The organism is Pseudomonas sp. NPDC087346 (genome assembly GCF_044744235.1).
GTDB lineage: Bacteria > Pseudomonadota > Gammaproteobacteria > Pseudomonadales > Pseudomonadaceae > Aquipseudomonas.
Genome location: NZ_JBIUXX010000026.1, coordinates 52,434 through 77,534 on the forward strand (window position 1 = coordinate 52,434; position 25,101 = coordinate 77,534).

26 protein-coding genes are annotated in these 25,101 nt (G+C 59.4%); 7 read left to right on the forward strand and 19 right to left on the reverse strand.

Going from position 1 to position 25,101, the window contains the following annotated elements; genetic code table 11:
* Both ACIOZM_RS16900 and ACIOZM_RS16905 read right to left on the reverse strand, forming a co-directional pair.
* Nucleotides 1–819: electron transfer flavoprotein subunit alpha/FixB family protein (locus ACIOZM_RS16900; protein WP_401215885.1), on the reverse strand; the 819-nt coding region annotated here is incomplete at its 3' end.
* 2 nt (nucleotides 820–821) lie between these two features.
* On the reverse strand, nucleotides 822–1,571 hold the full coding sequence (locus ACIOZM_RS16905) for an electron transfer flavoprotein subunit beta/FixA family protein (protein WP_007908338.1): 750 nt from the start codon (nucleotides 1,569–1,571) through the stop codon (nucleotides 822–824).
* A gap of 548 nt (nucleotides 1,572–2,119) precedes the next feature.
* Here ACIOZM_RS16905 and ACIOZM_RS16910 point away from each other — a divergent pair.
* Nucleotides 2,120–3,784, forward strand: a complete 1,665-nt coding sequence (locus ACIOZM_RS16910; RefSeq protein ID WP_401215887.1) for an electron transfer flavoprotein-ubiquinone oxidoreductase — start codon at nucleotides 2,120–2,122, stop codon at nucleotides 3,782–3,784.
* 182 nt (nucleotides 3,785–3,966) lie between these two features.
* Here the strand turns inward: ACIOZM_RS16910 and ACIOZM_RS16915 are convergent, their stop codons facing one another.
* A complete protein-coding gene (locus ACIOZM_RS16915) occupies nucleotides 3,967–4,857 on the reverse strand; it encodes an AraC family transcriptional regulator N-terminal domain-containing protein (RefSeq protein WP_401215889.1) in 891 nt (296 codons plus the stop codon).
* A 192-nt stretch (nucleotides 4,858–5,049) separates the two neighbouring features.
* Here ACIOZM_RS16915 and ACIOZM_RS16920 point away from each other — a divergent pair, with 192 nt between their 5' ends.
* On the forward strand, nucleotides 5,050–6,102 hold the full coding sequence (locus ACIOZM_RS16920; protein ID WP_401215891.1) for an NAD(P)-dependent alcohol dehydrogenase: 1,053 nt from the start codon (nucleotides 5,050–5,052) through the stop codon (nucleotides 6,100–6,102).
* Here the strand turns inward: ACIOZM_RS16920 and ACIOZM_RS16925 are convergent.
* The 10 genes from ACIOZM_RS16925 to ACIOZM_RS16970 all read right to left on the reverse strand — a co-directional run bounded on the left by ACIOZM_RS16925 (nucleotide 6,099) and on the right by ACIOZM_RS16970 (nucleotide 14,552).
* Nucleotides 6,099–6,902, reverse strand: coding sequence for an IclR family transcriptional regulator (locus tag ACIOZM_RS16925; protein ID WP_401215892.1), 804 nt, complete (start codon nucleotides 6,900–6,902; stop codon nucleotides 6,099–6,101). The genes ACIOZM_RS16920 and ACIOZM_RS16925 overlap by 4 nt on opposite strands.
* A 60-nt stretch (nucleotides 6,903–6,962) precedes the next feature.
* Complete coding sequence (locus ACIOZM_RS16930) at nucleotides 6,963–8,273, reverse strand: MFS transporter (protein WP_401215894.1); 1,311 nt, start codon at nucleotides 8,271–8,273, stop codon at nucleotides 6,963–6,965.
* A 172-nt stretch (nucleotides 8,274–8,445) separates the two neighbouring features.
* On the reverse strand, nucleotides 8,446–9,594 hold the full coding sequence (gene dgoD / locus ACIOZM_RS16935) for a galactonate dehydratase (protein ID WP_401215895.1): 1,149 nt from the start codon (nucleotides 9,592–9,594) through the stop codon (nucleotides 8,446–8,448).
* A 47-nt stretch (nucleotides 9,595–9,641) separates the two neighbouring features.
* Nucleotides 9,642–10,262 (reverse strand): 2-dehydro-3-deoxy-6-phosphogalactonate aldolase, encoded by a 621-nt coding sequence (locus ACIOZM_RS16940; RefSeq protein WP_401215897.1) that lies wholly within the window; start codon nucleotides 10,260–10,262, stop codon nucleotides 9,642–9,644.
* 19 nt (nucleotides 10,263–10,281) lie between these two features.
* Nucleotides 10,282–11,271 (reverse strand): 2-dehydro-3-deoxygalactonokinase, encoded by a 990-nt coding sequence (locus tag ACIOZM_RS16945; RefSeq protein ID WP_401215899.1) that lies wholly within the window; start codon nucleotides 11,269–11,271, stop codon nucleotides 10,282–10,284.
* A gap of 245 nt (nucleotides 11,272–11,516) precedes the next feature.
* Nucleotides 11,517–12,017, reverse strand: coding sequence for a hypothetical protein (locus tag ACIOZM_RS16950; protein ID WP_401215901.1), 501 nt, complete (start codon nucleotides 12,015–12,017; stop codon nucleotides 11,517–11,519).
* Complete coding sequence (locus tag ACIOZM_RS16955) at nucleotides 12,014–12,754, reverse strand: alpha/beta hydrolase (RefSeq protein ID WP_401215903.1); 741 nt, start codon at nucleotides 12,752–12,754, stop codon at nucleotides 12,014–12,016. Before ACIOZM_RS16955 ends, ACIOZM_RS16950 begins: the two co-directional genes overlap by 4 nt.
* 5 nt (nucleotides 12,755–12,759) lie before the next feature.
* Complete coding sequence (locus ACIOZM_RS16960) at nucleotides 12,760–13,254, reverse strand: PAAR domain-containing protein (protein WP_401215905.1); 495 nt, start codon at nucleotides 13,252–13,254, stop codon at nucleotides 12,760–12,762.
* Nucleotides 13,251–13,913, reverse strand: a complete 663-nt coding sequence (locus tag ACIOZM_RS16965) for a hypothetical protein (RefSeq protein WP_401215907.1) — start codon at nucleotides 13,911–13,913, stop codon at nucleotides 13,251–13,253. Before ACIOZM_RS16965 ends, ACIOZM_RS16960 begins: the two co-directional genes overlap by 4 nt.
* Nucleotides 13,914–14,072: 159 nt before the next feature.
* Nucleotides 14,073–14,552 (reverse strand): GNAT family N-acetyltransferase, encoded by a 480-nt coding sequence (locus ACIOZM_RS16970; RefSeq protein ID WP_166224709.1) that lies wholly within the window; start codon nucleotides 14,550–14,552, stop codon nucleotides 14,073–14,075.
* Nucleotides 14,553–14,798: 246 nt separating this feature from the next.
* On the opposite strand from ACIOZM_RS16970, the gene ACIOZM_RS16975 reads away from it, so the two are divergent.
* The 5 genes from ACIOZM_RS16975 to ACIOZM_RS16995 all read left to right on the forward strand — a co-directional run bounded on the left by ACIOZM_RS16975 (nucleotide 14,799) and on the right by ACIOZM_RS16995 (nucleotide 17,913).
* Entirely contained in the window at nucleotides 14,799–15,452 is a 654-nt protein-coding gene (locus tag ACIOZM_RS16975) for an HD domain-containing protein (protein WP_401215909.1), read from the forward strand.
* 110 nt (nucleotides 15,453–15,562) lie between these two features.
* The gene (locus tag ACIOZM_RS16980; RefSeq protein WP_401215911.1) at nucleotides 15,563–16,759 is read left to right on the forward strand and encodes an MFS transporter; all 1,197 of its coding nucleotides are present in this window, start codon (nucleotides 15,563–15,565) and stop codon (nucleotides 16,757–16,759) included.
* Nucleotides 16,760–16,841: 82 nt separating this feature from the next.
* A complete protein-coding gene (locus ACIOZM_RS16985; protein WP_401215913.1) occupies nucleotides 16,842–17,171 on the forward strand; it encodes a hypothetical protein in 330 nt (109 codons plus the stop codon).
* A 44-nt stretch (nucleotides 17,172–17,215) separates the two neighbouring features.
* Nucleotides 17,216–17,473, forward strand: coding sequence for a hypothetical protein (locus ACIOZM_RS16990; protein WP_016986009.1), 258 nt, complete (start codon nucleotides 17,216–17,218; stop codon nucleotides 17,471–17,473).
* 59 nt (nucleotides 17,474–17,532) lie between these two features.
* Nucleotides 17,533–17,913: a Rho termination factor N-terminal domain-containing protein gene (locus ACIOZM_RS16995; protein ID WP_401215915.1), complete on the forward strand. Its 381-nt coding sequence runs from the start codon at nucleotides 17,533–17,535 to the stop codon at nucleotides 17,911–17,913.
* Between the two features lie 116 nt (nucleotides 17,914–18,029).
* Here the strand turns inward: ACIOZM_RS16995 and ACIOZM_RS17000 are convergent, their stop codons facing one another.
* The 6 genes from ACIOZM_RS17000 to araG form a co-directional block, all read right to left on the reverse strand.
* Entirely contained in the window at nucleotides 18,030–18,950 is a 921-nt protein-coding gene (locus ACIOZM_RS17000) for a PfkB family carbohydrate kinase (RefSeq protein WP_401215917.1), read from the reverse strand.
* Nucleotides 18,943–20,409 carry a purine-cytosine permease family protein gene (locus ACIOZM_RS17005; RefSeq protein ID WP_401215919.1) on the reverse strand — a complete coding sequence of 489 codons (1,467 nt, stop codon included), beginning with the start codon at nucleotides 20,407–20,409 and terminating at the stop codon, nucleotides 18,943–18,945. Before ACIOZM_RS17005 ends, ACIOZM_RS17000 begins: the two co-directional genes overlap by 8 nt.
* 213 nt (nucleotides 20,410–20,622) lie before the next feature.
* Nucleotides 20,623–21,621, reverse strand: a complete 999-nt coding sequence (locus ACIOZM_RS17010; protein ID WP_401215921.1) for an ADP-ribosylglycohydrolase family protein — start codon at nucleotides 21,619–21,621, stop codon at nucleotides 20,623–20,625.
* Nucleotides 21,618–22,331, reverse strand: a complete 714-nt coding sequence (locus tag ACIOZM_RS17015) for a GntR family transcriptional regulator (protein WP_401215923.1) — start codon at nucleotides 22,329–22,331, stop codon at nucleotides 21,618–21,620. Before ACIOZM_RS17015 ends, ACIOZM_RS17010 begins: the two co-directional genes overlap by 4 nt.
* A 186-nt stretch (nucleotides 22,332–22,517) precedes the next feature.
* Nucleotides 22,518–23,486: an L-arabinose ABC transporter permease AraH gene (araH, locus tag ACIOZM_RS17020; protein WP_401215925.1), complete on the reverse strand. Its 969-nt coding sequence runs from the start codon at nucleotides 23,484–23,486 to the stop codon at nucleotides 22,518–22,520.
* Between the two features lie 12 nt (nucleotides 23,487–23,498).
* Nucleotides 23,499–25,052 (reverse strand): L-arabinose ABC transporter ATP-binding protein AraG, encoded by a 1,554-nt coding sequence (gene araG / locus ACIOZM_RS17025; RefSeq protein WP_401215927.1) that lies wholly within the window; start codon nucleotides 25,050–25,052, stop codon nucleotides 23,499–23,501.
* Nucleotides 25,053–25,101 lie beyond the last annotated feature (49 nt).

Here is a 25,101-nt window from a genome sequence, read left to right on the forward strand (position 1 = left end):
TTTGGAGTCTTTCATGCCGGCCAGATGCTGGATCGCGCCGGAGATACCGACGGCGATGTACAGCTGTGGCGCAACGATTTTGCCGGTCTGACCGACCTGCATGTCGTTCGGCACGAAACCTGCGTCGACCGCAGCGCGGGAAGCGCCCACGGCAGCGCCCAGCTTGTCGGCCAGAGCGTACAGGTGTTTGAAGTTGTCACCGTTCTGCATGCCACGGCCGCCGGATACGACGATCTTGGCAGCGGTCAGCTCAGGACGATCAGACTTGGCCAGTTCTTCGCCAACGAAGCTCGAAGTGCCAGCGTCGTGAGCAGCAGCAACAGCTTCAACAGCAGCCGAACCACCTTCAGCAGCAACCGGGTCGAAACCGGTGGCACGCACGGTGATGACTTTCACGGCGGCATTCGATTGCACGGTGGCAATCGCGTTACCGGCGTAGATTGGACGCTTGAAGGTGTCAGCGCTTTCTACCGAGATGATCTCGGAGATCTGGTCAACGTCCAGCTGTGCGGCAACGCGCGGCAGGATGTTTTTGCCGTTGGAAGTGGCGGCAGCCAGGATGTGGCTGTAGCCCTTGCCCAGCTCTGCGACCAGTGGAGCAACGTTTTCCGGCAGCTGATGCGCGTAAGCGGCATTGTCAGCGTTCAGGACTTTGCTCACGCCAGCGATTTTCGCAGCGGCTTCAGCCACGGCGCCAGCGCCCTGACCTGCAACCAGCACGTGGATGTCGCCGCCGATTTTGGCAGCAGCAGCCACGGTGTTCAGTGTGGCCGGGGCCAGCACTTTGTTGTCGTGTTCAGCGATTACCAAGATAGTCATGATTAGATTACCTTCGCTTCGTTTTTCAGTTTCTCGACCAGTTCAGCCACCGACTTGACCTTGATACCAGCGCTGCGTGCAGCCGGCGCTTCGACTTTCAGGGTCTTGTTGGTGGAGGCGGTGGAAACGCCCAAAGCATCCGGAGTCAGCACTTCGAGAGGCTTCTTCTTGGCTTTCATGATGTTTGGCAGAGACGCGTAGCGCGGCTCGTTCAAACGCAGGTCGGTGGTGACGATCGCAGGCAGTTTCAGGGAAACAGTTTGCGCGCCGCCGTCGATTTCGCGAGTCACGGCAACGCTGTCGCCCGAAACTTCGACTTTCGAAGCGAAAGTGCCCTGACCGTAGCCGCTCAGTGCTGCGAGCATCTGGCCGGTCTGGTTGTTGTCGCTGTCGATGGCCTGTTTGCCGAGGATCACCAGCTGAGGCTGTTCCTTGTCGACCACTGCCTTGAGCAGTTTGGCCACGGCGAGCGAAGTCAGATCTTCAGCGGATTCGACGAGGATGGCGCGGTCGGCACCCAGAGCCAGTGCGGTACGCAACTGTTCCTGAGCGGTGGTCGGGCCGATGGAGACGACGACGATTTCAGTCGCAACACCTTTCTCTTTCAGGCGTACGGCTTCTTCCACTGCGATTTCGCAGAACGGGTTCATCGACATCTTGACGTTGGCGAGATCGACGCCGGAATTGTCCGCCTTGACGCGGACCTTGACGTTGTAGTCCACAACGCGTTTGACAGCTACAAGAACCTTCATGGATTCCTCGTTACTCTCCGGTGAAAAGAAAGTCGCCTAGGCGAACCTGGCGGTTGATGCTCAGCGGGCACAAGGGCACCTCTAAAAACGCCGGCTTGTGCACGGTGTGATTCCACGTTGCAAAGCTCGATGACCGTTCGTCAGTGGTGACCGATAAGTCATGCCGCTTCACCGTGTGTAAACTGCGCGCCAAACCTGCGCTGCGCATCACCCGTACTGCCTACGCCCTGTCTTTAGAGGTGCTCTTGAAACCACCAGTCAGCCTACGGCGAGCGCAAAACCGACCGTATCTTGACCGGAACGCCTATTCCGGTCAATACGGCAAAATGGCCAGTCATAAGCCGCGCTTCTTTGATTTCACTGGGCTGGAGCCGATTCAAACAAACGTTTGTATTGGACGCTAAGAGTGGTGTAGATATAATGCGCCCCCTAGAGAGAAAGGTGGGCTATCCATTACTCTGCTTTACGTTAACGTAAAGGCAGTGCGGATGCGACATCGAACCTCCAATTAGAAAAAAAACTGTTGAGCCTTGAGTAGGAGATAGCCTGTGGAACGCGAATACATGGAATTCGACGTGGTCATCGTCGGTGCCGGCCCCGCTGGCCTGTCCGCCGCCTGCCGTTTGAAGCAGAAGGCCGCCGAAGCCGGTAAGGAAATCAGCGTCTGCGTGGTCGAAAAAGGCTCCGAAGTCGGCGCACACATCCTCTCCGGTGCCGTATTCGAGCCACGGGCTCTGAACGAACTGTTCCCGGACTGGAAAGAACTCGGCGCCCCGCTGAACACGCCAGTTACTCGCGATGACATTTTCGTGCTGAAAAACGCCGAAAGCGCGCAGAAAATCCCTGACCTCTTTGTGCCCAAGACCATGCACAACGAAGGCAACTATATTATTTCCCTCGGCAACCTGTGCCGCTGGCTGGCCCAACAGGCCGAGAACCTGGGCGTGGAAATCTACCCGGGCTTCGCCGCTCAGGAAGCGCTGATCGATGAGAACGGCATCGTTCGCGGAATCATCACCGGTGATCTGGGCGTTGACCGTGAAGGCCATCCGAAAGAAGGCCTGTACACCCCGGGCATGGAACTGCGTGGCAAATACACGCTGTTCGCCGAAGGCTGCCGTGGCCATATCGGCAAGCAACTGATCAAGCGTTACAACCTCGACAGCGATGCCGACGCTCAGCACTACGGCATCGGTCTGAAAGAAATCTGGGAAATCGATCCAGCCAAGCATCAGCCAGGTCTGGTCGTGCACACCGCTGGCTGGCCGCTGGACATCATGGGCACCGAGAACACCGGCGGCTCGTTCCTTTATCACCTGGAAAACAATCAGGTGGTGGTCGGCCTGATCGTTGACCTGTCCTACAGCAACACTTACCTGTCGCCGTTCGACGAGTTCCAGCGCCTCAAGCATCACCCGGTACTCGCTCAGTATCTGGAAGGCGGCAAGCGCATCAGCTACGGCGCTCGCGCCATCTGCAAAGGTGGCCTGAACTCGCTGCCGAAAATGGTCTTCAAGGGCGGCGCGCTGATCGGTTGCGACCTCGGCACTCTGAACTTCGCCAAAATCAAAGGCAGCCACACCGCGATGAAGTCCGGCATGCTCGCGGCTGAATCGGTAGCTGACGCGCTGTTCGCGGAAAAGGACGGCACTGAAGAGCTGACCACTTACGTCGACGCGTTCAAGAAGAGCTGGCTCTACGACGAACTGTTTGCCAGCCGTAACTTCGGCCCGGCGATCCACAAGTTCGGCGCCATCGTCGGCGGTGGTTTCAACTGGCTGGATCAGAACATCTTCGGCGGCAAACTGCCGTTCACCCTGCACGACACCAAGCCGGATTACGCTTGCCTCAAACTGGCGGCCGACTGCAAGAAGATCGACTACCCGAAACCGGACGGCAAACTCAGCTTCGACAAGCTCAGCTCGGTGTTCATCTCTGGTACCAACCATGAAGAAGAGCAGCCGTGCCACCTGAAGCTGACCGATCCGAGCATCCCGATCAGCAAGAACCTGCCGCTGTACGACGAACCGGCGCAACGCTACTGCCCGGCAGGCGTATACGAAGTGATCACCAAGGAAGACGGCGAGAAGCGCTTCCAGATCAACGCCCAGAACTGCGTGCACTGCAAGACCTGTGACATCAAGGACCCTTCGCAGAACATCACCTGGGTTACGCCGGAAGGCGCTGGCGGCCCGACTTACCCGAACATGTAAGCCGAACCGCTGAACATTGAGGCTCCCGAATGGGGGCCTTTTTGTTGCCTGCAATTTAGATAGCGACCCAAAACTACTGTAGGAGTGAGCCTGCTCGCGATAGCGGTGTATCAGTCAGCATCATCGTAAGCTGACACACCACCATCGCGAGCAGGCTCACTCCTACAGGGATTAACCGTAACTCAGGCCGCGCGTTCACCCCCGGGGCTGCGCTCAAAGTAGCGCTTATATTCACGACTGAACTGCGACGTACTCTGATACCCCACCCGATGCGCCACCTGCGCCACACCCAACCCCTCAGCCACCAGCAACGTCTGCGCCTTGAGCAAGCGCAAGCGCTTCAGATACTGCACTGGCGACAACAACGTACTGCGCTTGAAATGCTCATGGAACGTCGAAACACTCATGTTCGCGCAACCGGCCAGCGTCTCGACATTCAACGGCTCGGTGTAATGCGCGTGCAAATGACTGATCGATGCCGCCACCCGGGCGAACTGCCCTTGCTGCTCCACCAACGCCCGCAACACATCAGCCTGCGGCCCGCGCAACGCGGTGAACAACAATTCACGCATCCGCGCCGGGCCGAGAATCTGGCATTCCAGCGGATCGTGCAGACAGCTCAGCAGCCTTTCGACACAACCACGCATGTCATCGTCGAGCACCACCGAGGTCATCGACTCCGGTGTCTGCGCCGGAATATGCCGGCCCGGCGCCAGCCCCATGGCCAACACCAGTTCACCCAGCATCACCCGATCAATGGCGATCGAAACCCCGAGCAACGGCGCGTTCGGCAAGGCAAAGGTTTCACATTCGAACGGAACCGGCAGCGCCTGAATCAGGTAATGACCCGCGCCATATTCCATGGTGCGCGGCCCGAGAAACGCCAGTTTGCTGCCCTGGGCAATGATCATCAGGCTCGGCTCATAGATATGCGGGCCACGGGCGACATCACAACTGGCGCGCAACACCTGCACGCCCGGCAGCCCGGTCTGGGTATATCCGTCGCGGGCCGTCAGCGGTTCAATCAGCGAAACCAATGTGGCATTGGCGTCCAGGTGGCGGGTCAACTGCATCGAAATGTTCTTCGTAAAAAATCATGGAAAAGGGGCATGAAAGCATCATCGCAGATCCTTTTGCCAATGCGCTTGATCAAACCTGCATGCCGGAGGATTAGGCATGAGACGCGGAGGAATCGTCATGGCCGCAGCACAGTTCGGCGCCCAGAATGCACCACCTCACCCGTCACTTGTTCTGCGAGGTTCCTCATGTATACCGCCATCGGCTATGCCGCCCAATCGGCCACCACGCCCCTCGCCCCGATGAAATTCGAACGCCGCAGCCCTCGCGCTGACGACGTGGCGATCGAGATCCTGTATTGCGGCGTTTGCCACTCCGACATCCACCAGGCACGCAACGAATGGGGCATCGCGGTGTATCCGCTGATGCCTGGCCACGAGATCGTCGGAAAAGTCACCGCCATCGGTGCGAACGTTACTCAGCACAAAGTAGGCGATCTGGTCGGTGTCGGCTGCATGGTCGACTCGTGCCGCACTTGCGAAGCCTGCCAGTCGAACCTTGAGCAATACTGCCTCGAAGGCCCGACCATGACTTACGCCACCCCGGACCGGGTTGATGGCAGCAACACCATGGGCGGCTACTCTGACAGCATCGTGGTCAGCGAGCACTTCGTGGTGCGCATCCCGGAGAAGCTCGACCTGGCCAGCGCCGCGCCGATTCTCTGCGCCGGCATCACCACTTACTCGCCGCTCAAGCACTACGGCGTCAAGGCTGGCGACAAAGTCGGGATTCTCGGCATGGGTGGCCTTGGCCACATGGGCATCAAGTTCGCCAAGGCGATGGGCGCGGAAGTCACGCTCTTCACTCGCTCGGCGAGCAAGGCTGAAGAAGGTCGTCGTCAGGGCGCCGACCATGTGATCGTCTCCACCGACGCCGAGCAGATGAAAGCCGCCGCCGGGCATTTCGACTTCTTGCTCGACACCATTCCGGTGCAGCACGACCTCAACCCGTACCTCGACACCCTGCGCTTCGATGGCGTGCACATTCTGGTCGGCCTGATCGAGCCGATTGATCCACCGGTGCATGCGGCAAAACTGGTCTTGGGTCGTCGCGTGTTGGCCGGTTCGCTGATCGGTGGCGTGGCAGAAACCCAGGAAGTGCTGGATTTCTGCGCCGAACACAACATCACCTGCGACATCGAAATGCTCGACATCCGTCAAATCAACGAGGCTTACGCCCGAATGATCGCCGGTGACGTGAAGTACCGCTTCGTCATCGACATGGCGACGCTGAAGGTTTAAATCTTCAGACCGAGCTCAGCTGAAAGCCGCGCTGTGACCCCTTTGATCAGGGGGATCAGCTCGGCCATTTTTTCCAGCGGCATGTACGGCACGGTGCTGGCAATACTGATCGCCGCCACGATCCGCTTGCTCGCATCCCGAATCGGCGCCGCCACGCAGCGGATCGACGGTTCGTTGTCTTCCAGATCGAACGCGTAGCCACCGGCCACGTATTCGGTCATCCGCTGTTCGAGCTGTTCCCACGACTGCTGGGGATGCTGCGGCCAGAACTGACTTTTCCCACCGGCCGGCAGGCTGATGTCGTACAGGCGCTGCCAACCCTGCGGCGTGTCGTCGAGCATCAGCGCCTTGCCGATCCCGGTGCGTGCCAGCGGCATGCGATGACCGACCCGCGAACGCATTTCCGGGCCGTTGCGCCCCGGATTTTTCAGTAGATAAAGCACCTCGTCGCCTTCACGAATGCCCAGGTGCACGGTGTCGCCGGTCAGTGCCGACAACTCGTCCAGATATGGCCCGGCCAGGCTCACCAGCGGCAACTCTTCACGCGCCTGAAAACCCAGCTCGATCAGCTTCGGCCCCAGCAGATAACCGACTTGCGGCACCACACGCAGGTAACGCTCATCAACCAGGCAACTGGCCAGACGGTGGGTGGTGCTGCGTGTGGTGCCGATCAGCCGGGCAATCTCCTTGAGATCGCGGGCACCACTGGCGACCGCCTGCACCACACCGAGCCCGCGAAGCAGGGTCTGAGTGCCGGTGGGCGCGGCGTCCTTGGTGGTCTTTGGGGCGTCTTCCTGCATATCCAGCCTTTACCGTTGAGCGAGGGAACGGGCGGCATTATGGTCGCCCGACGCAGGCGACTACAACTCGATACGCTCGACCTTGCCCACCAGCAGCACGTAGGACAAAGCACCGATCAATGCCAGAACTGCGATATAGGTAATCGCCGGGGCAAACGAATCACCGCTGGCGAGGAACCCGATCACGATAGGCGTGGTAATCGCCGACAGGTTGCCGATGAAATTAAACACGCCACCGGTCAAACCGAGCAGCCGCGCCGGGGCCAGAGTCGACACCAGCGACCAGGTAATCGACGCCAGTCCATTGCCGAAAAACGCCAGCGCCAGAAAGGCGATCACCAACGGCGTCGATTCGACGAAGTTGGCGCCGATGATCGAGGTGGAAATCAGCAGCCCGCCAATGATCGGCAACTTGCGCGCAAAACCGACGGTGTAGCCACGGCGAATCAAAAAGTCGGAAAAGAAACCCGAGCACAACACGCCGACAAACGCAGCGAGAAACGGCAGCGATGCCAGCAGACCGGACTTGATGAAGTCCATGCCGCGATACTTCACCAGATAAGTCGGGAACCACGTCAGGAAAAACCACAGCGTCGAGTTCAGGCAGAACTGGCCGAGGTAGATGCCCCAGAGCTTGCGTTTGCTCAGGACAATTCCGAGGTCGACCCAACTGAATTTGGCTTTGACCTTGGCGCTTTCAGCCTGGATATCCACCAGCCCGCCACCCTCACGGATCAGATCGATTTCCGCGTCGTTGGCGCCTTTGAAATCTCGCGGTTCGCGATACACCGCGTACCAGATCGCCGCCCAAATGATGCCCACCGCACCGGTTGCGACGAACACCATGTGCCAGCCGAATTCGTGCTGCAGCCAGGCCAGCACCGGCGTGAGAAACGCCAGCCCGACGAACTGGCCAGAGGTGTAGAAACCAATCGCGGTGGCGCGTTCGCGCTCGGGAAACCAGGTGGTGACCACGCGGCTGTTGATCGGATAAGCCGGCGCCTCCAGCGCACCCACGGCCATGCGCAATACGAACAGCGCAATGAAGCTTGCGGCGAAACCGAGCATCACCGTGGCAATCGACCACAACAGCAGCGCGACGCTATAAAGGATGCGTGGCGGCACGCGATCCACCAGCCAGCCGCCGGGGATTTGCATTGCGGCGTAGGTCCAGCCGAAGGCGGAGAAGATCAGACCGACATGGATCGGGTCGATCCCCAGCTCACTGGTCAGCGCCGGGGCGGCAATCGACAGGTTGCTGCGGTCGAGGTAGTTGATGACCACGGTGATAAACAGCAACACCATGATAAAAAACCGCTTACGGCTAGGCGTGACTAAAGACGCCTGCCCGGTGAGGGTTTGCGGTTGCATGGGGAGAGCCTCTTTTTATGTTTATTGAGGTCATGACGCAGATCTCCCATCCGGTGGAGATCAAACTGTGGGAGCCAGCCTGCTGGCGATGGCGGTGTGTCAGTCACCATCAAGTTGACTGAATCGCCAGCAGGCTGGCTCCCACAGGGATTTGTGGTGGTTTAGAGAGAACTCACCACTCGGCAAAGCTGCCATCGGCATGGCGCCAGATTGGATTGCGCCAGCGGTGGCCGACGGCGGCGCGTTCGATCACGTATTCCTCGTTGATCTCGATGCCCAGGCCCGGGCCGTTCGGGATCTTCACGAAGCCCTTGTCGTAGTCGAACACGCGCGGGTCTTTGACGTAATCGAGCAAGTCGTTGCTCTCGTTGTAGTGAATGCCCAGGCTCTGCTCCTGGATAAACGCGTTGTAACAAACCGCGTCCAGTTGCAAACAGGCCGCCAGTGCAATCGGGCCCAACGGGCAATGCAGCGCCAGCGCTACATCGTAGGCTTCAGCCATGTTGGCGATCTTGCGGGTTTCGGTGATGCCGCCCGCGTGGGACGCATCCGGTTGAATGATGTCGACGTAGCCTTCGCTCAACACGCGTTTAAAGTCCCAACGCGAGAACAGCCGCTCACCGAGGGCAATCGGCGTGCTGGTCAGTGGCGCTAGTTCTTTCAACGCTTCGTAGTTTTCGCTGAGTACCGGCTCTTCGATAAACATCAGTTTGTACGGATCGAGCTCCTTCATCAGCACCTTGGCCATCGGCTTGTGTACCCGGCCATGGAAGTCGACACCGATGCCGACATTCGACCCGACCGCGTCACGTACGGCGGCAACGTTGGCCAGCGCCAGATCGACTTTCTCGAAGGAATCGAGGAACTGCAGCTCTTCGGTGCCGTTCATTTTCACCGCAGTGAAACCACGGCTCACCGCCTCCTTCGCTGCCCGTGCGGTGTCTGCCGGACGGTCGCCGCCGATCCACGAATACACACGAATCTTGTCACGTACCTGACCACCGAGCAGATCGCTGACCGACACGCCGAGCGCTTTGCCCTTGATGTCCCACAGCGCCTGATCGATACCGGCCAGCGCGCTCATGTGGATCGCGCCGCCACGGTAGAAACCGCCGCGATATAACACGGTCCAGATGTCCTCGATGTTGCGTGGGTCTTTGCCGATCAGGTAGTCAGACAATTCGTCAACCGCAGCGGCAACGGTATGCGCGCGACCTTCAACCACAGGCTCGCCCCAACCGGTCACACCTTCGTCGGTTTCGACCTTGAGGAAGCACCAGCGCGGCGGGACGATAAACGTGGTGAGTTTGGTGATTTTCATCTTGTTGTCTCTCTTATCCGATGTGGCGCACCCGGCGCCAAAAAGTCTTAGCTAAGGGCTTTCCAGGCAGCAACGTAGGCCTTGGCATTCACCGCCACTTGTTCAGCCGTCATGCCCGGTTTGAACAAGCCTGAACCGAGGCCGAAGCCTTTGACGCCAGCGTCGATAAACGCCTGCATGTTGTCCGGGGTGATGCCGCCAACCGGCGCCAGCACCGTGCCGGACGGCAGCACCGCGAGCCAGGCTTTGACGACCGCCGGGCCCATTTGCTCGGCCGGGAACATTTTCAGAATGTCCGCGCCCTCCTCCAGCGCCGCAAACGCTTCAGTCGGCGTGGCAACACCCGGCGACAGAAACAGCCCCGCCGCTTTCGCTGCACGCAGCACTTTGGCGTCGCTGTGTGGCATGACGATGACCTGGCCGCCGGCGTCTTTCACCAGCTCGACCTGTTCCGGGGTCAATACCGTACCGGCACCGATCAGGCAATCAGCGGGCAACGTCTTGCGCAGGATGCGGATACTTTCGTACGGCGATGGGGAATTAAGCGGCACTTCAATGACGCGGAATCCGGCGGCATACAGGACTTCTCCGATAGCGGCAGCTTCCTGCGGATGCAGGCCACGCAGAATCGCGATCAGACCGTTTTGCGCCAATGCTTGCTTGAGCATGTCAGCCTCCAGACGAGGGTTAACGGGATGAGGAATCGAGCAGTCCGGCGGCCAGCGCCAGTTGCCACAAGCCACGCTCGGTAGCCTGTTCGGCCAGCGTCACCTTGGCGAAACCGCAGGCGTCGAGGGCACGGCTATACCGGGCACAGAGTTGGCTGTTGCCGATGAGGATGATTGACGGCAGATGCACGCTGTTGCGTCGTTGCCGCTGCACAGCGGCGAGCGCTGCCAGTTCATGGCCGATCATCAGACCGGACAGATAATCGGCTTGCGCCGTCGGGCTGAGTTCACCGGTCAGGCCCAACGTGCGGGCACTGAACAGCGTCGACAACACGCCCAGTTCACCGTCCGCCGACAGCGCCACCTGCACACCGCGATCAAACGCCTGAGCATCGAACGTTGCGCCTTGCTGCTGGGTGCGGCCAAGAATGCTGTGTTCGCTGAGCACGGCGAATACTTCGCCGGTCATGAAGGTGTCGAAACGGGTGATGCAGCCGTCGGCCACTTCCACCCATTTCGAATGACTGCCCGGCAGGCCGATCAACAGATCGCCGCCCGCCTCCGGCGTCAGGTTTTGCAGGACGCCGAGCACCTGGGTTTCTTCGCCGCGCATCACGTTCGGCAGACGCGAACGCTGAATCACACCCGGCACGATGTGCACCAGCGTGTCGCGCAGACTGCGTATTGTTTGTAGGGAGTTTCCGAGATCCGCGACGTTTGCGGGTGTATCGCGGTAGGCCGCTTCGCGCCAGCCCTGAGCGCTGCCGACCATGCCGCATGCGATCACCGGCAGCTCCGGCTGCGCATCTAGCCAATCGCCACAGGCCTCATCGAAGGCCAGTTCAAAACCATCGGCGCATTCACGACCGTTGATGATTCGCGGCGTCTTCGGCAACTGCATGATCCCGGACGACAGCGAACGCTGCTCCAGCACCACACCGTCCGCCGCGAGTTTGTAAGCACGTAATGAGGTTGTCCCCCAATCGAGCGCGATCAATTGCGCCAGCATCGCTTCACCTGTTTTGTTTTTGGCAGTGAGTGCGACGGACTATAAACCTTGGCGGAGGAAAATCTCAATATATAAATATCATTCCCATATTGTGGGATTTGAGTGCGTGCTAATTTTTATCCTGACAAGGCTGACTATCGGGGGCCGCCATCACGAAGATCTCAAAGGAGCGATGTGCAGGGAAGCGACAGTAAAACGGTGATTGAGGCATTCCGTAGACTGCCTCAATCATTGGGGAGGGGGGTTTAATGTGTATCGATCGCCTGCACCAAATCGATGGTTGGAACATGCATGATGCTAGATACATACGTCCTGTTGGAGGTAGTGTGAACTCTAAAGGCACACGCTATAAATTCTTTCTTGACCAAAACATCACGCAACGCTTTCCCTCCGAGAATCAGTTCCTCTCCCTGTAACTTTCCGGCCTCGCGAAAAATTACTTTTGATTCGTAATGCCCTCCCGTCGTGTCATTGATGAACCTGACACTACCGCGTCCGGAGCGCTTCAAATAATGCCCAATCGAAAAATCAAGATCGTCTTCCAGCGCACAGACAAGCCCCTCTCCAATGGCAGGACCGAACAAGGCCAAAAGATCGGTATCGCTGGTGAAACTTATGAGAATACCTAGACTACCCTGAGTTACTTCAACACGATCATAACTAAGCGTAGCGACGGGACGTCCATGATCGGTAGAACATGAAACCAAAAACGATAGCGCAAATAAAGTTACAAAAAAACGTTTCATTTTTGCTCTCTAAAAAAACTGAGTATCGACTCAGCCATCAGTTGGCGTGCCGATTTTCCACCTGCCAGCGGCTTTGTGAACATCACGTTGGCGAACGCATGGTTGACATCAACTGTGCCGTTGACATTGGGTCCCGATGTGATTTCCCACTGCTCTCCCATGTCGGCAATGAAGTCGGAAAAATTACGGTCATTGACTTTGGCAGCTCGTACATTTACCCAGAAATCTGCTTTAGGCTTGGGCACCTGCTTATATATTTTTGAAAGACCATAAACAATTTTACCTTGCCCAACAGGGTCTAGAGTAATCAACATTCTCACGTTGTACCCTTTATCGGTCAAAACACTGGAAAGGTGCGCACCATTCCAACCACCCAAACTATGACCAACAATATAAATGGCAGTCGCCATATCAGGTATCTTGCTAAGAATATTGGTATTCAAATCTTCATCAGTAATAAACTTGTTATAGGCCAACGGAAATACAGGACAACGGTACGCATAACCTAAACTATCAGCATCTTCGACAACCAGATCGCGTACGTAGTTGACGTTCCAGTTGGGGCCACTGACATAGTAGCGCTCCTGATCTCCTGCACCACCGACAAAAAACACATAGATATTTTTTACACAGATAGCTACTTTTTTTACGCAGGTATCTTTCGGGTCTGTCAAGGCATGATCACATGCTTCTCTTTTTGGCAAACTTGCCTTTGCTGCCGCACTTTCTTCAGCCACAGCAATCACTCCACAAACAATTTGATGGTTTCTGCCAGATGTGAACTGACAGTATGCGTAAATCCTGACGCATCAGTAATGCCATGCTCTTCACTGCCGTCACCACGCTGAATGGTGTAAGGGTGATAAGGCACAGGTTCCCCAGTGGCATCATTTACCACTTGCAACCTGTCAGTGAAATGCACCGGCATCGGCAACAACCCGCTAAACGCCGCCCCTCCGCCGCTCTGGCCAATAATCACGGTCCCTGATCCACCGACCACGACATTGCCATGTCCTCCGGTGCTGTCGAGCATCGCGGCGTTCAGGCCGTTGATGAATACGGTGGCGGACACTGCGCCGGTAATCGGGCTGCCGCACGCCGATTTATCGGTCATGCGTGCAGCGGCGAGGCCGTCGAAAAATACGTCCGGTGAGCCGGAGACGATCGGGTTGTTGCCGTGACCGGGCAATGGGCAGGCGGTCGGGTCGGTGACGCGTGCAGCGGGTTTACCACTCAATTCAAAGCTCCTTGCTTCTGGGGTTCCGGGGGCGGCTGATAGATATCGACGTCGGTCGCGGCGAAGCGCCAGCGGTTGTCGACCGGGTCGAACAATGCGTGGCAATGCTCACGGCTGTCGCGGGGCGTAACGGTTTGCACGAGGCGCCAGGCTTCATCGACTTGCCAGCCCAGTTCGGCGGGCGTGGCGTCATCGAGTTGGTTGAGCCAGGCGTTGTAGTTGCGCAGGCGTATCTGTTCGTAGGTGGTCTGCAGCAGCTCGGCCATTTGCGCGCCGAGGTCCAGATGATGTTCGGCAGTCCACTGGCCGATCTCGGAATAGACGTACCAGCCCATCGGCGACAAGGCACCTTCGTGCAGCAGCGAATCACCCGCCACCGCAACGAAGCCGCAGCAGACGTGCAGCATCAGCCAGCCCTGATGGGCGTCGATGAACCCATTCGGATCGAAGTTGCGCAACGGGATAACGCGATAGCCATCGAGCCCTGCGCTACGCGCCATCAGTTCGGCGTCGAGCCGCGAAACGAACGCACGGATGGCTTTGCCGCCCATGCGATTGACGATGCAGAGAATGTCCACCGGCTGACGCTGGGGATCGTCGCTAGAGCCTGAGTTTTTCACCAGGCCGTACAGACGCATTGACGCCCGTAGTCCGCTCATCGCCGGTCACTCATTGACGCAGCGAAGGCTCCACGGGCGTGAAGAATTTGTGCCAGAGGCATTGCAGGTGTCGTCCGTGAGCGCGCAAAAATGGCGCGTAGAATGCCGGACTAGAGCGTTGGCGACAATCTAATTAATATTGGATTGCCATCACCGCAATCAACCCTCGGCAAACTCACGCAAAACCTTGCCATCCATGCGGTAGCGCACCCATTCTTCCTGCGGCTGGGCGCCGAGGGATTTGTAGAAGTCGATGGCCGGGGTGTTCCAGTCGAGCACGCTCCATTCGAAGCGGCCACAGTCGTTGGCACAGGCGATTTTTGCCAGATGCCGCAACAGGGTTTTACCGGCGCCGCCACCACGTTGCTCCGGGGTGATGTAGAGGTCTTCGAGGTACAGGCAGTTGCTGCCCAGCCAGGTCGAGTAGCTGAAGAAGAACACCGCGAAACCGATCGGCAGGCCGTCGCGCAGGCAGATCAAGCCATGCGCGGTAGCGCCTTCGCCGAACAGGCTGCGCTCGATGTCGGCAACACTGGCGATGACTTCATGACGAGCCTTTTCGAAATCGGCGAGTTCGGTGATGAACGCGAGGATTTGCGGTGCATCGCTGGGGGTCGCCGGGCGGATCTCGATCGTCATGGACGGGCCTTGTCGGAAATGGAAAAGGACATACTAAGGTGCGGCGCGGCGCTCGTCACATAACAAAACACACATCACTTCAGTAACACTGAGCATTGTGGCGAGGGGATTTATCCCCGATGGGGCGCGAAGCGGCCCTTCTTTCCAGTCCGGCAAAGGGGACTGCTACGCAGTCCGTCGGGGATAAATCCCCTCACCACAGGACTACCATCAGCTTGAAAATAGCGACAATTTGAAAGGACGCTCATGAATAATCTCGCTTTTGCTCCTCTGGCGACACTCGCAGCCAGGTTGCTGCCCCACGCCCTCGAACCTTCGGAAGACGGCGCCCACGATCTCTCGCATCTGCAACGCGTGTGGCACAACGCGCGCACTTTGCAGGCCGAAGAAGGCGGCGACCTCGAAGTGCTGCTTGCAGCGGTGTTGCTGCACGACTGTGTCTCGGTGGAAAAGAACTCGCCGTTGCGCTCACAAGCCTCGCGTCTGGCGGCAAAAAAAGCCACGTCGGTACTGCTGGAAATGCACTGGCCTGAAAAAAAAATCATCGCCATCAGCCACGCCATCGAAGCCCACAGTTTTTCCGCCAACATCACGCCGCTGACCCTTGAAGCGAAAATCGTCCAGGACGCCGACCGCCTCGATTCATTGGGCATGCTCGGCGTCGCCCGCACCTTCTATGTCGCCGGACGCATGGGTTCGGCGCTGTACGACCCGAATGATCCCGAAGCCAAAGAACGTGACTACGACGACACACGTTTCTGCCTCGACCATTTCCAGACCAAGCTGCTGCACCTCGCCGACGGCTTTCAGACCGCCGCCGGCCAGCGTCTGGCGCAACTACGCCATCAACGCCTGAAAGGTTTCATGGAGCAGTTCAAGGAAGAAATCGGCATCGTCTGAGCGCATTACTCCGGCCCGCAGCGATCCTGAGATCACGAACCTCAGACCTAACTCCCAAGCCCGACGTGTTAGATAGATGACGCTCACTTTTTCGGTCAAGGAACCGCGTCATGCCGCCAGCAACACCTCAGGTTTCCGGCAGATTGTTCGGCCTGTTCTGCCTCGCCAGTTATCTGTTGTCGCTGTCTTACGGCGCGACGTTTTTGTTGTCGCTGCTGATCGGTTCACGCGGCGGCAATGAACACGACGCCGGCAGCGTGATCAGCGCGGCGATGCTCAGCACGTTCGTCGCGGTGCTGATGTCCGGGCACCTGTCCGACATGCTCGGCGCCGCACGCTCGATTGCCTTGTTCGGCCTGTTGCTGGTCGTGGCCAGTCTGGGTTTTGCGCTGACCCCGGGCTTCGGTCATCTGCTGCTGTTTTTCGGTTTGTTGCTCGGCCTCGGCTGGGGTGTTTTTTATACGTTGGGGCCGATCATCGTCGCCAGCCTGGTGACGCCGACGCAGCGGGCGAAATATTTCGCCCTGCTCTCCGGGAGCATGATGACCGGGATCGGCAGCGGCCCGTTGCTCGGGCGTGCGGCCAGTGCACTCGGCTTGCCGGTGACCTCGGCGTTTTATCTGGCGGCGTTGGCGAGCCTGATTGGCGTGCTGTTGTTCTGGCGACTCGGCACACGATTGAGCGGCAGCCAGAGCACCTCGGCGGCACGCATTTCATGGCGGGCGACCACGCAAGTGCTCAGCTCACGAGCGTTGTTCCCGATCATCATGGTCGGCCTCGGCGGTTGCGTGTTCGGCGGTCTGTCGGGTTTCCAGACCAGCTACGCCGCGATGCGCTCGCTGGATTATTCGTTGTTCTTCCTTGGCTTCATGAGCGCGGCGATCAGCAGTCGCATGTTGATCGCCGGCATCGTGGTCAAGCGTGATCCGTTGCGCGCTTCGTGTTTGTTGTCGGGGTTGATGCTCGCGTCGATCGTGATATTCGCGTTCGGCGTGCACAACGGCTTCAGCTACCTGCTCGCCGCCGTGATGCTCGGCGTCGGATATGGCTTGACCTACTCGGTGATCAACGGCCTCGCCGCCAACGAAGCTCCGCCCGGCACTACCTCGCAGGCGTTGCTGTTGTTCAGTCTTGCCTACTTCATCGGGGTGTTCGGCTTTCCGTTGCTGGCGGGGAAAATCATCGTTGAACAGGGCATGCCCGCGCTGCTGATGACGGTGCTGGCGGTGGCGCTGTTGAACTGGCTGATCACCGTTGGCCGCTTGTTCGCACGCCGCGTCAAAAGCAAAACCGCAGCGTCGGTCTAGACCGTTCGTCGCTCATCAGGCACCAATGCCGCGCGAGGGCGGCCAAAGATCAGGTATGGATTCCAATCACTGGAGACGCCCTATGATCTCGTCAAGGTTGACTGCCCTCGTATTCACCGCGCTGCTGTGCCCCGCAGCGTTTGCCGCCACTGCCGCCGGTACCGGCCCGACCGATCCGGTCGAACGGCCGAAAGCCCCCGCCATCCAGAGTGCCCCCGGGATGAACACCGATGGCTCCGGCGTGGAAAGCGCTCTACCCCCCGCCACCGGCACTGACCCACGTACCCAAGGCAATGATCCGGGTCGCCAGGGCGGCACGTCCGGCAATCCCGTTCCGCCAGATAACTCCGGCACCGGCACCGGCTCGAAAACCACCACCGGTGGCTCGGGCTCTGAAGGCTCCGGCCAGTAATTTCTACAGACGCACACCCTATCCACATCCATGAAGAGGTAAGCATGAACGTTGATAAAAACCTGGAAAAAGAAGTCCTCACCCGTCTGCTGCACGCTCATCCGAGCGGGTTGGGCAAAGAGGTGCTGGACAATTATCGGGGGGAGAAAGTCGTGGCCAGCGCCCTCGCTGCCTTGCAGGATCGCGGACTGATTCATCACGGTCATGTGACCTGCAACGAGGCCGGCGAACACTCGCTGAACCTGCCCATCAAGCTCAGTGCCGCTGGTGTTGAAGCGGCACGCAAACTCGATCTGCAGTAACCCCCCGGCCGCTCGCCGCACAGCGAGCGGCCGGACTTTTCAACAAGAGGAGAAATCCCATGCCTCGTGGAAGCAAAGACAAATACACCGCCGAGCAGAAGCGCAAGGCCGAACACATCGAAGACAGCTATGAACACAAAGGCTTGTCGAAGGATGAGGCCGAAGCGCGTGCCTGGGCGACGGTGAACAAGCAGTCCGGCGGCGGTGAAAAATCCGGCGGTTCCGGACGCAAGAAACCGGCGAGCGCCAAGTCTGAGGATCGCAAGGAATCGGGTCGGCGTGCGGCGGCGAGTCGTGAGGGGCATTCGCGAAGCAGCAAGGCTTCGCGGGACACGCAGACTGTCGATAGTTTACGTAAAGAGGCCAGCGCGAAGAAGATTCCGGGGCGCTCATCGATGCGTAAGGATGAGTTGATTGTGGCGCTGCGCAAGGCGGGTTAAGTCCTGATTTTGCAGTGAGGCTCATGCAGCCATCGCTGGCAGGCCAGCTCCCACAGTTGACCATGGTCGTTCACAAAATCCTCTGTGGGAGCTAGCCTGCTAGCGATGGCGGCAGATCAGCCGCCGCTGATCAAAGCATCCACCTCAGCAGTCCCGGGCGAAGTTGCCGGCCCCCAGCGGGTTACCGCCAAAGCCGCCGCAGCATTCGCCCGCCGCGCCGCATCAACCGCCGCAAGCCCCTGCGCCAATCCAGCCACAAACACCCCGGCATGCGCATCGCCCGCACCGTTGCTGTCCACGGCTTTCACCGGGAAACCCGGCACATGCTTACGTTCATCACGCTGATGAATCCAGCAACCCTGCGGCCCGTCGCGCACCACCATCAGCACCTCTGCGGGCAGATGCTCAGCGAGACGATCCAGTGCCGTGGCAATGTCTTCAGCGCCGGTAAACCGCAGCGCTTCGACGCTGTTGCTGGTCCAGACATCAATGCGCGGCAACAGCGCCTGCATCAACGGCGAGTCCGGTGATTCCACCAACGGCCCCGGATCGAACACCACACTGACGGTGGTCGGCAGCGCCAACGTCCAGTCCAGCAGTGCCTGCGCTTTGCCTGCATGCAACAGGCTATAACCGCTGACGTAGACAAAGTCCCCCGCCTCCGCCGCGACGCTGTTCAGATCGTCGACAGTCACTTCACCTTCGGCACCGATGTAGGAAATGAAGCTGCGCTCCGCCGAAGCATCGGTCAGCGCCACGCAGATTCCAGTGTCTTGCGCGGCAGGTTTCTCGATGCCGATGCAGATGCCTTCAGCGTTCATCGCCTGCCGCGCCAGATCGCCGAAACGCCCGGTGCCGTGGCGACCGAGATAGACCACCGGCAAGCCATTGCGCACCGCTGCCGCCATCACATTGAAGCCGCCGCCCGCCTCGAATCCCGCAGACTTCGCGAGTACATCGCCACCGATCTGCGGCAATTTATCCACGGCCATGACCAGGTCGATGATGACCTGGCCGGTGTGCAACATCTTAGGCATGAGCATTCTCGGCTTGCGCGGCACGGCGATCTTTCGCCCCACCGAGTACGAAGTAAATCCCACCGGCCACCACGAACGTCACGATCCAGCCGAGGCCGTTGTGGCCCAGCCACGAGTCGGACAGGAAGCCCTTGAACCAGACATTCTCCGCCGTGGTGCCGATGGTGGTGAAGCTGAAACCGAGCACGATGGCGATGGCCCACGCGCCGAATGCGCGCCACTCGATGCCGCCGCGATACCAATAGGCACTGCTCGGGCTGACGTCGAGCAAGTCTTTGGGGCTGTAGTAATGACGATGAATCAGATCGACGATGAAGATCCCGACCCACGCGGTGATCGGCACCGCCAGCAGGGAAATGAACGTGATGAACGGGCCGTAGAAGCTGTCGGCGATCAGCATGAAATAAATCGACCCGGCGAAGATCGCAACGATATCAACCACCACCGCGTAGACGCGTTTGACCTTGAGGCCGAGGGTCAGCGTGGTCAAACCGGCGGAGTACACCGACAGGTTGTTCGACAGCAGCAGACCACCGAACGCGGTGATCAGATACGGCACGGCCATCCAGGTTGGCAGCATGTCGCGGATCGCCACAATCGGGTCAGTCGCCGACGCCAGATCGTTGTTGCCGACCGACAGCAGACCACCGAGGGTGATCAGCAGCACCAGCGGAATCCCCGCACCGAACGCCGCCGAAGCGACCAGACGCACAGCCTTGACGCTGCGATGCTGGTAGCGCGACATGTCGGCGCCAGCGTTGGCCCAACCGATCCCGGTGCCGGCCGCCATGGTGCCGATGCCGATGATCATTGCGCTCATTGGTGCCGGCGTGGCGTTGAACACCGCGCTCCAGTCGATGGTCGCGCAAAGGAAGCCGCCGACCAGCAGGTTCAGCGCACCGAACACGTAAGTCGCCCACTTCTGGATCACCAGCAAGGTCGCGTGGCCAAGGCCCGAGACCGACAGGGTCAGCAGCACGAATATCGCGATAAATAGTAGCGTCAGTGCCGGAGCGCTTTTGGCTTCGACGGGCGAGCCGAACAGGATCGAGCACAGCGACAGCAGCACGAACGCGGCGGTGGTGGTGTTGACGGTTTCCCAGCCCAGACGCGACATCAGCGAGACCAGCGTCGGGCCAATATTGCCGCGTACGCCGAAGATTGCGCGCGACAGCGTCAGGCTCGGCGCACGACCGCGCCGACCGGCAATCGAGATGATCCCGACCACGGCGAACGAACCGGCCGCTCCGATAATCGCGACGATGATCGCCTGCCAGATCGCCAACCCGCGAAACGCCACCAGCGTGGCGCCCAGCGGCAGGCCGAGGATGGAAATGTTGGCGGCGAACCAGACCCAGAACAGTTGCAGCGGGTGACCGTTGCACTCGACTTCCGGCACCGGTTCGATACCCCGGGTTTCCAGTTGCCCGGCACTTTGCCCGGCGCTTGATGAACTCATGAAAAATGCTCCTGTTTGCCTTTTTTGTGGTTGTGGCAATGATGCAAAACGACAAGACATGCCGGCCGTCCTGGGCCTGTCTGCGCGATCCATTGCGGGTATTTTTTTGAGGAGGCGGTGCGCCCATCGCTAGCAGGCTAGCTCCCACACTGAAAATGTGCGGTTCACACAATCCCTGTGGGAGCTGGCCTGCCAGCGATAGCGCCAGTCCAGTCAGCGCAGAGCCAAAAGCCCCAGCACTAACGGTTCCAGCTCCAGATGATTGACGCTTTTCACCGTTTCGATCATCGCCGCAGGCCAGCACTCAAGACCCAGGCAGGCCCCGAGCATGGCACCGAGAATCGCGGCGATGGTGTCGGTGTCGCCACCCAGGCTTGCAGCCATGCACAAGGCATCGAACGCGGTCATTTCACCGATGGCAACTTGCTGCGCCAGCGCGAACGAAACCACCACCGATTCCTGCGATGCCACCGACGTGCCGATCACGTCGTAGAGCAGATCCGCCAGCAGCGCCTTGTCGCTGTCGACACTGATAGTGCGCGCCCAACTGATGCGCGAAGCGATGCGACCACCGGCCACCCAGTGACCCTGCGTCTGCGCTTGTTGCGCGATTTGCTGGCCGAGGTTCAGCGCCTCACCGAGGTCCACGCCGTTAATCCCGGCCGAGACCACTGCCGCCACCGCTGCCGCACTGGAGATTCCCAGTGTGGTGTTGTGCGTCACCTGACAGGCCTGCACCACCGCCGCAATAAAGCGCTCGGGGTCGCTCACATCCGCAGCGATCCCCACCGGGGTGATGCGCATCGCCGCGCCGTTAGTGGTGCCGTAACGTCCGGCCTCTTCAGGCGAGTGGCCGGCGAGGATCATTTCGATAGCGCGCTTGGTCGAAGGCCCGAGCAGATCCTGCGAGCCCTTGGCCTGCATCTCGGCTTCCCATTCGATCAGCCGTTGCGCGAGCACTGCCGGCTCGATCCGGCCAGCGCCTTCAACCAACAATTCGCCGACCAGAATCGCCTGTTCGGTGTCATCGGTGATCGAGCCCTTGGGCATGTTGGCGGCAATCGGTTGCAGCGGGCCGGCGTCTTGCAGATCGGTGATCTGGCCGAAGCGCGATTTGATGGTTTCGCGGTCCAGCGATTGAGTCGGCATGCCCAGCGCGTCGCCAAGGGCCAGGCCATAAAACGCACCGAGGGCACGATTGAGCGCAGTCATTTCGAGGCTCCAAATTGCAGGTGCAGACGGAAATGCACCGGATCGAGCAGGCTTTCGACCTGTTCCATGAAACGGTTCTGCCGGTCGTAAGTAGTGCGCAGAGCTTTGAGGAACACCGTGCCTTGCGGGCGACCGAGCAGTTCGGCGTCGACGGCATTCAACGGTTCGGCGCCGATCCACTGATCGCCGCGCTCGCCGATGTAGCCGTAGGCCGCAAGCGTGATAGTCAGCGAGTTGTCGATCAGACCAACAAGCGGCAGGCTTTCGAGGCCACCGGTGGCGGGCATCAACGAACGCTCCAGCGACACCAGCGTGCCTTCGTTGGAACGGCGGCGACGGTCGAGGGTGATGAATTTATCAGTGCCGAACATCGCCAGCAGATCGGGCCGGGTCACGGCTTCGAGACGCAGCACTTCGGTATTGATCATCGCCCCGGTGTCGGCCAGCGCCTGCGCCCAGCCGCTGCGCTGGTCGAGCACCACTCCGTCATAGGTGACGATGGAGCCGACACCACTTTGCGTGGCGATGTAATTGCGCCTTTTCAACTCGGCCAGCGCTTCGCGCAACGTGCCACGGCTGACCTTGAATTCCTGAGCCAACTGATGCTCGCCGGGCAACAGAAAGCCGTCCTCCATGAGGCCGCTTTCGATGCGTCGTACGAGTTCGTCGACCACCCGTTGTTTCTTGTCAAATCGTACCTGTCTAATCATGTACAAATTGATAACCGAAACGGGCTTGTATGAGCAAGGAATATTTGGGGAAGGTGACGAGAGGCGGGAGACTGCGCGATCTATTGTAGGAGTGAGCCTGCTCGCGATGACGTTGGCACATCTAGCATCGATGTGGCTGAAGGGACGCTATCGCGAGCAGGCTCACTCCTACAGGGGGAATGCGGGTTACCTTTGTTTTAGACGGTCGATGACCACCGCCAACAGCAGGATCGAGCCACGAATTACGTATTGGTAGAACGTGTCGATGTTCTTCAGGTTCATCGCATTCTCGATGATCGCCAGAATCAACACCCCGGCAATCACATGCCGAATCATGCCGATCCCGCCACTCAACGACACCCCGCCGAGCACGCATGCGGAAATCACCGTCAGCTCAAACCCCTGGCCAATCATCGGCTGCCCCGAGGTCATCCGCGAGGCCAGAATCACCCCGGCCAACGCACCGATCAAGCCATGCACAGCGAAGATGATGATCTTGGTGCGATCAACATTCACCCCGGCCAGCAACGCCGCTTCCTGATTACCGCCAATGGCCATGGTGTTGCGACCATAGGTGGTGTAATTCAGCAGCCAGCCGAAGAACAGGAAGCAGACGATGGTGATCAGAATCGGCACCGGCACGCCGAACAACTGGCCGTTACCAAACACGAAGAACGATTCCTGCGACACACCCACTGCTTTGCCGTTGGCAAAAATGTAGGCCAGACCACGGACGATTTGCATGGTCGCCAACGTGGTGATCAACGCATTGACTCGTAACTTGGCGATCACAATCCCGTTGATCAGCCCGACAACCAGCCCCATCAACAGCGCCGCGCAAACGCCGAGAAACACGCTGTTGGTGTCACGCATCACCACTGCCGCGACCACGCCGGCGCAGGCAATCACTGAGCCCACCGACAAGTCGAAGTGCCCAGACGCCAGGCAATACAACATGGTGCACGCGGCAATCCCGGTGGTGGAAATCGCCAGGCCGAGGCCGCGCATGTTCAGTGGTGAAAGGAAGTTGTCGATCAACAAGGTACAAGCGACAAAAATGCCGATGGCGGCCAGCAACATGACCCAATCATCGAGGAAGCGGCGCATGTCCAGAGGTTTGCGCTCGGTTGGCAGGGTTTTGTTTTGGGTCGTCATCATAGTCACCTCTCAGTTCGCCACGCCGTCAGCGCGTTGGCGCGGCAAAGCCAGTTGCAGCAAGTTGGATTCATTGGCCTCGGCGCGGCTGACTTCGCCGCGCAACGCGCCTTCGCACAGCACCAGAATGCGGTCGGAAATGCCCATGACCTCCATGAGATCGCTGGACACCACGATCACCGCAATGCCATCGGCAGCCAGGTTATGGATGATCTGGTAGATCTCGGCCTTGGCCCCGATATCGATGCCACGGGTCGGCTCGTCGAGCAGCAGGACTTTCATCGGCATCGACAACCAGCGACCGAGAATGGCCTTCTGCTGATTGCCGCCGGAGAGAAACTTGATCTGTTGCCCGGCGTGGGGTGTTTTCACCTTCAGCGCCTTGATCTGCTTGTCGGCGTTGCCCTTTTCCCACAGCCCACGGATCAGGCAGCCAAAGCCGGAATGGGCGCCCCGCGCACTGATGTTGATGTTCTCGGCGACGCTGGCCAGCGGAATAATCCCTTCCTTCTTGCGGTCCTCCGGACACAGCAGAATCCCGGCCGCAATCGCGTCACGCGGCGAGCGCAGCTTCAGGTCATGACCGCGCAGCTTGAGGCTTCCGGCGGTGTTGCGCTCCAGACCACTGAGCAAGCGAAACAACTCGGTGCGCCCTGCCCCGACCAGTCCGAACAAGCCGAGAATTTCGCCTTTGTGCGCCTCGAAACTCACCGGCTCACGCAGGCCCGGCCCGAGCAGACCATCGACTTTCAGCGCCACCGCGCCACGCGGACGGTCGCGGTAATCGTAGATGTCCTGAATGTCGCGACCGACCATGCACGTCACCAGTTGATCGTGGGTCAACTGGCTCATGTCCTCGAATGTGCGCACGTAGCGGCCATCCTTGAACACGGTCACTGCATCGCAGATGCGGAACACTTCTTCCATGCGATGGGAGACGTAGAGCACCACTTTGCCCTCGTCGCGCAAGCGGCCAATGATCGCCATCAAACGGTCGATCTCGCGCGCCGAAAGGCTGCTGGTCGGTTCGTCGAACGCGATCACATGTGCGCCGCGTGACAGTGCCTTGGCGATTTCCACCAGTTGCCGCTGGCCGAGAGACAGGCGCCCGACTTTGGTCTGCGGATCGATTTCATCGGCCAGGCCCTTGAGACAAGCCAAGGCATTCTGGCGCAGCGCCCCGCGATTGATCAGGCCGAAACTCGCCGGCAGATGGCCGAGAAACAGGTTCTCGGCGACGGTCATTTCCGGGACCAGATGCAACTCCTGGTGAATCACCGCGACGCCGCTGCTGATGCTGTCGGCGGTGGACTTGAAAGCCATCGTCCGCTCGCCGATCTGCAACTCGCCACTGCTGGGAATGTAGGCACCCCCGAGAATTTTCAGCAGGGTCGATTTACCGGCGCCGTTCTCGCCCATCAAGGCGTGAACCTGCCCCGGATGGGCGACGAAGCTGATGCCATCCAGCGCTTTCACACCGGGAAAGGTCTTGCCGATCCCGTTGAAGCGCAGGCTGCCACCCCGCTCAGTCAAACCGTGTTCGTGTGTCTGTACTTGCGCGTGCATAAAGCCACCTCTTCACACCGATCAAACGGCCCGGCTACCCGGGCCGTTA

Excerpts from the sequence above, each read along its gene's own strand:
- ACIOZM_RS16940 (WP_401215897.1), bottom strand. The coding sequence starts at position 10,262 with ATGCTCAAGCAAGCATTGGCGCAAAACGGTCTGATCGCGATTCTGCGT.
- ACIOZM_RS16920 (WP_401215891.1), top strand. The coding sequence starts at position 5,050 with ATGTATACCGCCATCGGCTATGCCGCCCAATCGGCCACCACGCCCCTC.
- ACIOZM_RS16915 (WP_401215889.1), bottom strand. The coding sequence starts at position 4,857 with ATGCAGTTGACCCGCCACCTGGACGCCAATGCCACATTGGTTTCGCTG.
- ACIOZM_RS17000 (WP_401215917.1), bottom strand. The coding sequence starts at position 18,950 with ATGCCTAAGATGTTGCACACCGGCCAGGTCATCATCGACCTGGTCATG.
- ACIOZM_RS16905 (WP_007908338.1), bottom strand. The coding sequence starts at position 1,571 with ATGAAGGTTCTTGTAGCTGTCAAACGCGTTGTGGACTACAACGTCAAG.
- ACIOZM_RS16985 (WP_401215913.1), top strand. The coding sequence starts at position 16,842 with ATGATCTCGTCAAGGTTGACTGCCCTCGTATTCACCGCGCTGCTGTGC.
- ACIOZM_RS16950 (WP_401215901.1), bottom strand. The coding sequence starts at position 12,017 with ATGAAACGTTTTTTTGTAACTTTATTTGCGCTATCGTTTTTGGTTTCA.
- ACIOZM_RS16995 (WP_401215915.1), top strand. The coding sequence starts at position 17,533 with ATGCCTCGTGGAAGCAAAGACAAATACACCGCCGAGCAGAAGCGCAAG.
- ACIOZM_RS17005 (WP_401215919.1), bottom strand. The coding sequence starts at position 20,409 with ATGAGTTCATCAAGCGCCGGGCAAAGTGCCGGGCAACTGGAAACCCGG.
- ACIOZM_RS16980 (WP_401215911.1), top strand. The coding sequence starts at position 15,563 with ATGCCGCCAGCAACACCTCAGGTTTCCGGCAGATTGTTCGGCCTGTTC.
- ACIOZM_RS16970 (WP_166224709.1), bottom strand. The coding sequence starts at position 14,552 with ATGACGATCGAGATCCGCCCGGCGACCCCCAGCGATGCACCGCAAATC.
- ACIOZM_RS16945 (WP_401215899.1), bottom strand. The coding sequence starts at position 11,271 with ATGCTGGCGCAATTGATCGCGCTCGATTGGGGGACAACCTCATTACGT.
- ACIOZM_RS16930 (WP_401215894.1), bottom strand. The coding sequence starts at position 8,273 with ATGCAACCGCAAACCCTCACCGGGCAGGCGTCTTTAGTCACGCCTAGC.
- ACIOZM_RS17015 (WP_401215923.1), bottom strand. The coding sequence starts at position 22,331 with ATGATTAGACAGGTACGATTTGACAAGAAACAACGGGTGGTCGACGAA.
- araG (WP_401215927.1), bottom strand. The coding sequence starts at position 25,052 with ATGCACGCGCAAGTACAGACACACGAACACGGTTTGACTGAGCGGGGT.
- dgoD (WP_401215895.1), bottom strand. The coding sequence starts at position 9,594 with ATGAAAATCACCAAACTCACCACGTTTATCGTCCCGCCGCGCTGGTGC.
- araH (WP_401215925.1), bottom strand. The coding sequence starts at position 23,486 with ATGACGACCCAAAACAAAACCCTGCCAACCGAGCGCAAACCTCTGGAC.
- ACIOZM_RS16990 (WP_016986009.1), top strand. The coding sequence starts at position 17,216 with ATGAACGTTGATAAAAACCTGGAAAAAGAAGTCCTCACCCGTCTGCTG.
- ACIOZM_RS16965 (WP_401215907.1), bottom strand. The coding sequence starts at position 13,913 with ATGAGCGGACTACGGGCGTCAATGCGTCTGTACGGCCTGGTGAAAAAC.
- ACIOZM_RS16925 (WP_401215892.1), bottom strand. The coding sequence starts at position 6,902 with ATGCAGGAAGACGCCCCAAAGACCACCAAGGACGCCGCGCCCACCGGC.
- ACIOZM_RS16975 (WP_401215909.1), top strand. The coding sequence starts at position 14,799 with ATGAATAATCTCGCTTTTGCTCCTCTGGCGACACTCGCAGCCAGGTTG.
- ACIOZM_RS17010 (WP_401215921.1), bottom strand. The coding sequence starts at position 21,621 with ATGACTGCGCTCAATCGTGCCCTCGGTGCGTTTTATGGCCTGGCCCTT.